Raw genomic sequence first — 5,909 nt, 5'->3', positions numbered from 1 at the left:
TTTTTTGAATCGAGGGATTCGTAGGGGGATGTCGGGTCTGTGATCGGTGGATTGGGTGTCGGTTTGAACATGGTGAAACTCCTGATTATTCATTAGGAGCTACCAACATCACTTGCAGATGATGGGTGGCAGCTGTGCGCGGGTCTGCAAGACCGGGAAACCAGGAACCCGGCAGACCCGAAGGTCTCCCGCACAAAGCTGCCATTGAGCGGACACAAATGAGCGTCCTACGGGGGGGCTATGCGACTGGTATTCCGGCGGGCTTGCAGACCCGATCACTGATGAGCAGTGACACGAATCAAGTTACCGATGGCCCCCAAAGCGCACAAGCCGGCGGATTCTGGCGCAGTCGTAGGCAACGACGCAAGGCGTTGTAGCCTTGATGAAGTAACACCGGGTGTCTTTAAACGCACAGCTTAAACATCGTTATCGGGAGCCCTCGGCGAACTCAGCCCTTGGCCGCCATCGCGGTGACTTCCACGCGCATGCCTTCAACCGCCAGCGCGGCCACGCCAACGGCGGCGCGAACCGGCCAGGGCTTGGCGAAGAAGCGCTGGTAGACCTCGTTGAACGCGGCGCGGTCGGCCATGTCGGTGAGGTAGATGGTCAGATGCAGCACCCGGTCCATGGAACTGCCGGCGTTCTCCAGCGCGACCTTGAGCGCCTGCAGGGTGCACTCGCTTTGCAGGGTGATGTCGCCCAGTTCCAGGCTGCCGTCGGCGCGGGTAGGGATTTGAGTGGAGACCAGCAGCCCGCCGAAACCGGCAACGTCGGAGGAGATAGATTCCGGGTCGGGATCGGGGAGGAACGTGATGTCGTGGTTTGCCATGGGGATCTCTTGTTTGAGGGGGTGAAGGGGCGACGCCTTTTTTGCGTGGCCAGTTTACAGCCCTATCGTCGGGCCGTTCGTGTATCCGCTCGAAAAACCGGAAGGCGAAGTCGCGAGGTTTCAGCAGGTGAGGTATGTAGTGGTGGTTTCGACCATCCTGGAGGTTTCGGCGGTGGTCCCGGTGACGGCCCGCGCTGACCCGCCATCAGGCGCCATCAAAAGGTGAATGCTGGCGCTGGCCTTGAGGAGCGCTGAGTCATTTCAATCTCCAGCAGATGCTCAACCAGCACATCATTCAAAAACCGGAACTGATCGTTGAGCCCGACCACTTCGTTACTGAAGTGGTTGGCCGCTGCCGGCATCAGCAAGGCCTCGAAGTGCTTGTCGAACACCAGCGCGATCGCTTTGCGAGAGACGACCTGCTGGGAATAGTAGTTGCTGCCGAACACCGGGAAACTCACGGCGAGGCTGACGGAATAAATCATGAAGTCGGCTCCTCGATGTGACCGCTATCGAGCACGAAGCGGGAAAACAGGGTCAGGGTAACGGCCGTCAGGGCCAGGCAGGTCAGGAGATGGATCAACATGTGGTGCCCCTCCAATGGGGGGTTCAAGTAGCGATGGGTTGATCCTGCACCTGACGGTTTTCTTGCGGAAGGCATTCGTGGCGATGGTGAGTATCGACGTGGATGATGGTGGTAACGGAATCGGGAATTCGGCAATCCATTGTGGAGTTTTTGAGGGCGCCACCACGCTTCCTGACGGACGGCCTGCGCCCCCGACCTATACTCAAATCAGCATGTTCTTTAGCGTCGGACACTCCGTTCGACGACGACTGTAGGACACCGCGATCTTGAACCTGCGTTCGCTGATCGTTGCTGTGTTGATCGTATTGGCGGGATGCGTCACGCCCCCGCCTGCCCCGGTAGCCGTGGTGCCGGTGGTAGTGGTGTCCCAGAGCACCTGGCAGCAGGTGGACCGGGAAATTGTCGCCGCTTCGCAGCAGGCCACCGAACAGGCCAGGGTCTACGCCCGCGGGTCCATGGAGCACTGGCGCACGCGGGTTTTCCAGCAGACCGAAGAAGTCTTCATTCCGTGGTTCAGCAGCTACTGGACCCAGGAATGGCTATCAATGAAAGTCAGCTGGTACGCCATCAATGCCGGGGACGAGGAGGATGCCTCGGCCAAACGCCTGGCAGCTTATCTGCTGGAACAATATCGCCTGAAAGTGCTGGCACCGGTGGCGGTGGAGATCGATCCCGATCAGATCCTCGCGCAGGCGACGGCATTTTACGTGCAGCTGATGGGTCAACAACTCGAGGTCATCTCCCAGCGTCACGGCGTGCCGATGGCGCAACTCAACCAGCGCATCCAGAAAATCCCGGCCATTTCACTGGGCCCACCGCCTACCCGTGACGCTTCGCTGTATCAGGTGGTGCACGCCGAACTGGGCAAATTGCCGGCCTACCTGGCGCTGATCGAGACGATCCACACGGCGGGTGGCGACAGGGGCATCGGCTCGACGGACGCCGGCATGGCACCGGTGGCCAAGCGTGCCAGCAGGCGAATCGAAGCCGAAATGGCCCCGCGAGGTGCGGCCAGTGCGGTGGCGGCGGTGGCAGGGAAGGCAGCCGGGGCGTTGATTTCTGTGGGGGTAGCCGGGGTGCGCGCGATTATCCAGGCCAACGACCGGCCCGATAGCGAGGCGCTGATCCGCAGCAGTCTGGGCGATTCGTTCGACAAGGCGTGGCTGAAGCTGGTGCAGAACCCCGCTACCGGCGTCATGGCAGGAACGCTGTACATGGCGCGGCAGATCGAGGGCAGCCTGGCCCCGGCTGTCGAACAGAGCGTAGAGCAGACAGCAGAACAGACAGCAGAACAGACCGCAGAACCGTCCGTCGAACCGGCGGTCAGCCTGGGCGCGGGAACTGTCGATTGGAGCCACGCTGGATCGACTACTCAGCAGATCAACCCATAACCCGAGGAGAACGATCATGGCTTACGTTGATGGCTTCGTTGCGGCAGTCCCCAAAGCCAACCGCGAAAAATTCAAACGCCACGCGGAGTCCGCCGCCGCGATTTTCAAGGAAAACGGCGCGCTCAGCCTCGCCGAATGCTGGGGCGATGACGTGCCCGATGGCAAAGTGACTTCGTTTCCCATGGCGGTAAAACTCAAGGAAGACGAAACCGTGGTGTTTTCCTGGATCGTCTGGCCCGACAAGGCCACCCGTGACGCCGGCATGGCGAAACTCATGAGCGATCCGCGGATGCAACCGGACGTCAATCCGATGCCGTTCGACGGCCAGCGGGCGATATTTGGCGGTTTCGAAATGCTCGTCAAAGCCTGAGCCCTAGTCGCAGGATCACTCCGGCGTCGGGGCGGTCCTGCAACTCTTGCGGTTACGAATCTCGCTGTCCGACGGCCGCTCCTTGATGAACTCGAAGCGCGGCTCGCCTTCGTTGTAATGAACCAGCCAGCCCCATTCCAGTTCGGACTCGTCCTGACCGGGCTTGGGTGGCACGGCCCACCATGGCTCTTTGCTGATGACCTGACGCATGGCGTCCCCTCCCGTCGGTTCGGTTCCTTGAACTATAACGCGCATGCCGGCGGGTGCCAGAAATGGGCTTGCTGGCGTGGTATCCCTTTGTAAAATCAAAGGGTCCCCGCGCATTGAGGTGCCCGACATGAGCGATGAATCCCGTGAGCCGTTCAAGCGGCTGTTTTTCGCCTTGAACTGCGCCCCCGAACAACGCCGGGCCATCGCCCAGTGGCGCGGCGCGCTGGGGCTCAACATCGGGCGCCCGGTGCCGGCGGAAAACTTTCACCTGACCCTGCTGTTTCTCGGCACGGTCGGCATGGCGCAGATAGCGGATGTCTGCAAGGCCGCCGCCAACGTCCGCGTACCCGGCGTACCGTTGACGGTTGTGCTGGATCGGCTGGACGTCTGGCGTCGCTCCGGGGTCTTGTTGCTGGCACCGGCGCAGGCAGCACCGCAGTTGCTGCGCCTGGTGTATGCGCTGGAGCAGGCCATGTTGCCGTTCGGCTTTGAAGACACCCATCGGGAATTTCGCCCGCATTTGACCCTGATGCGCGACTACCGGGCACCGGTCCCCGAATCCGCCACGCCGCCGGAGTTTTTTCTGCGTGCCGATCGCTTCAGTCTGTTCGAGTCCCATAAAGGCCGGTACCGGGCGCTGGCCGAATGGCCATTGGTCGCCTCGTAAACCCACAAAAAAAGGCGCCCGAGGGCGCCTGAATTCACCTTAACCGAGGAAGCCAGGTGAAGCCGTTCTTCAGAGAGGAGTGCAGCGGTGGTAAGGCGCTGCGTGAACGGAAAAGGGTAAAGCGATGATCGTTCCCACGCGCAGCGTGGATGATCGTTCCCACGCTCCGCGTGGGAATGCAGCCCGGGACGCTCCGCGTCCCTTCCAGAGCCGAACGCGGAGCGTCCGTGGAGGCATTCCCACGCGGAGCGTGGGAACGATCAGTGAGGCGGGCAGGGCGGGGTTATTTACCCAGCTTCACCCGCGTCCAGCCCCGGGTCATGATCCGCTGCGTGGCGATCGGCACGTCAGGAATGGCATACAACGTCGCCATCACCGCTTGCGGTGGGTAGGACGCCGGGTCGTCGCGTATTGCTTCATCCACCAGCGGGGTGGCCGCTGCGTTGGCGTTGCTGTAGCCGATGCTGTTGGTGACGTCGGCGATGATGTCCGGGCGCATCAGGAAGTTCATGAACAGGTAGGCGTTGTCGACGTTGGCCGCGTCCCGTGGGATGGCGACCATGTCGTAAAAGCTGCCGGCGCCTTCTTTCGGGATGCTGTATTCGATCTTCACCTTGTCGCCGGCTTCCTGGGCGCGGGCCTTGGCTTGCAGCACGTCGCCGGAGTAACCGACGGCGACGCAGATGTTGCCGTTGGCCAGGTCGGAGATGTACTTCGACGAATGGAAGTAAGCCACCGACGGGCGAATCTTCATGAACAGCGCTTCGGCTTCGGCGATTTGCGCCTTGTCCCGGGAGTTCACCGGATAACCCAAATAGTGCAGGGCAGCCGGGAGCATTTCCGTCGGCGAATCAAGAAAACTGATGCCACACGTTTTGAGCTTCGCCGCGTTTTGCGGTTTGAACAGCAAGTCCCAGGAATTCACCGGCGCATCCGTGCCGAGCACTTCCTTGACCTTGGCCGGGTTATAACCGATGCCGATCGAACCCCACATGTACGGGAAGGCGTGGCCGTTATCCGGGTCGCTGGCCGAAGCATTTTTCAGCAGCACCGGGTTAAGGTTTTTCCAGTTCGGTAGCTTCGATTTGTCCAGTTCCTGATAGACCCCAGCCTTGATCTGCTTGGCCAGGAAACTGTTGGACGGCACCACGATGTCATAGCCCGATTTTCCCGCCAGTAGCCTTGCCTCAAGGGTTTCGTTACTGTCGAACACATCGTAGGTCACGCGAATGCCGGTTTCGTCCTCGAACTTTTTGACCGTGTCCGGGGCGATGTAATCCGACCAGTTGTAGACGCGCAGTACGTTGTCATTGGCCTGGGCGCCAGCGGTGATTGCGCCCAATAAGGACAGTGTCAGCAGAGTCCTGCCAAACATTTTCATCGGTACAACTCCATTTTCTTTTTATAAGACACAAAACATGCCGGCTGTAGGAGCGAGGCTTGCCCGCGAAGAATGCACCGCGTTTTTCAGGTATTACGCGTCATCGTTCTTCGCGGGCAAGCCTCGCTCCTACAGGTAAGGTACTAAGCCGTCGCTTGCGCCATTTGCTTTTTCGGTTGCTGCCAGGACTCGCTGGCGGTCTGGTCCATGGCTTCCTGGATCGCCCGTTTGCGCGTGGCTTCGGCCTTGCGGCTGAAGTACCAGACCAGGAAGGTCACCAGCGACACCGCCAGCAGAATCAGGCTGGCCACGGCATTGATCTCGGGCTTCACACCCAGGCGCACCGCCGAGAACACTTCCATCGGCAGCGTCGTCGAGCCGGGACCCGAGACGAAGCTCGCCAACACCAGGTCATCCAGCGACAGGGCAAACGACATCATGCCGCCCGCCGCCAGCGACGGCGCGATCATCGGAA

The 5,909-nt window shown here is 60.7% G+C and carries 7 protein-coding genes and 2 pseudogenes; 3 read left to right on the top strand and 6 right to left on the bottom strand.

All coding sequences use genetic code 11. From position 1 onward, the window contains the following. From HCU66_RS27700 to HCU66_RS26580, 3 genes and pseudogenes are all read right to left on the bottom strand, one after another. Positions 1–71 (bottom strand): annotated as a pseudogene (locus tag HCU66_RS27700) (DUF6124 family protein); the annotation flags it as partial. A gap of 377 nt (positions 72–448) precedes the next feature. Then, complete coding sequence (locus HCU66_RS26585) at positions 449–829, bottom strand: RidA family protein (protein WP_205891343.1); 381 nt, start codon at positions 827–829, stop codon at positions 449–451. A 215-nt stretch (positions 830–1,044) separates the two neighbouring features. Next, positions 1,045–1,314: a hypothetical protein gene (locus HCU66_RS26580; RefSeq protein WP_205891342.1), complete on the bottom strand. Its 270-nt coding sequence runs from the start codon at positions 1,312–1,314 to the stop codon at positions 1,045–1,047. 367 nt (positions 1,315–1,681) lie between these two features. On the opposite strand from HCU66_RS26580, the gene HCU66_RS26575 reads away from it, so the two are divergent. Both HCU66_RS26575 and HCU66_RS26570 read left to right on the top strand, forming a co-directional pair. After that, a complete protein-coding gene (locus HCU66_RS26575) occupies positions 1,682–2,806 on the top strand; it encodes a hypothetical protein (protein WP_205891341.1) in 1,125 nt (374 codons plus the stop codon). Between the two features lie 16 nt (positions 2,807–2,822). Continuing rightward, positions 2,823–3,176, top strand: coding sequence for a DUF1428 domain-containing protein (locus tag HCU66_RS26570; protein ID WP_205891340.1), 354 nt, complete (start codon positions 2,823–2,825; stop codon positions 3,174–3,176). 15 nt (positions 3,177–3,191) lie between these two features. Here HCU66_RS26570 and HCU66_RS26565 read toward each other — a convergent pair whose 3' ends face one another. After that, positions 3,192–3,386 carry a hypothetical protein gene (locus HCU66_RS26565; RefSeq protein WP_205891339.1) on the bottom strand — a complete coding sequence of 65 codons (195 nt, stop codon included), beginning with the start codon at positions 3,384–3,386 and terminating at the stop codon, positions 3,192–3,194. Between the two features lie 127 nt (positions 3,387–3,513). Here HCU66_RS26565 and thpR point away from each other — a divergent pair, with 127 nt between their 5' ends. Further along, positions 3,514–4,053 (top strand): RNA 2',3'-cyclic phosphodiesterase, encoded by a 540-nt coding sequence (thpR, locus tag HCU66_RS26560; RefSeq protein WP_205891338.1) that lies wholly within the window; start codon positions 3,514–3,516, stop codon positions 4,051–4,053. A 283-nt stretch (positions 4,054–4,336) separates the two neighbouring features. Here thpR and HCU66_RS26555 read toward each other — a convergent pair whose 3' ends face one another. Both HCU66_RS26555 and HCU66_RS26550 read right to left on the bottom strand, forming a co-directional pair. After that, positions 4,337–5,434, bottom strand: coding sequence for a polyamine ABC transporter substrate-binding protein (locus HCU66_RS26555; protein ID WP_205891337.1), 1,098 nt, complete (start codon positions 5,432–5,434; stop codon positions 4,337–4,339). A gap of 143 nt (positions 5,435–5,577) precedes the next feature. Beyond that, positions 5,578–5,909 (bottom strand): annotated as a pseudogene (locus HCU66_RS26550) (putrescine ABC transporter permease PotI); the annotation flags it as partial.

The organism is Pseudomonas frederiksbergensis (assembly GCF_017114915.1).
Classification (GTDB): Bacteria; Pseudomonadota; Gammaproteobacteria; order Pseudomonadales; family Pseudomonadaceae; genus Aquipseudomonas; species Aquipseudomonas frederiksbergensis_I.
This window is presented reverse-complemented; position numbering and strand designations above follow the sequence as displayed.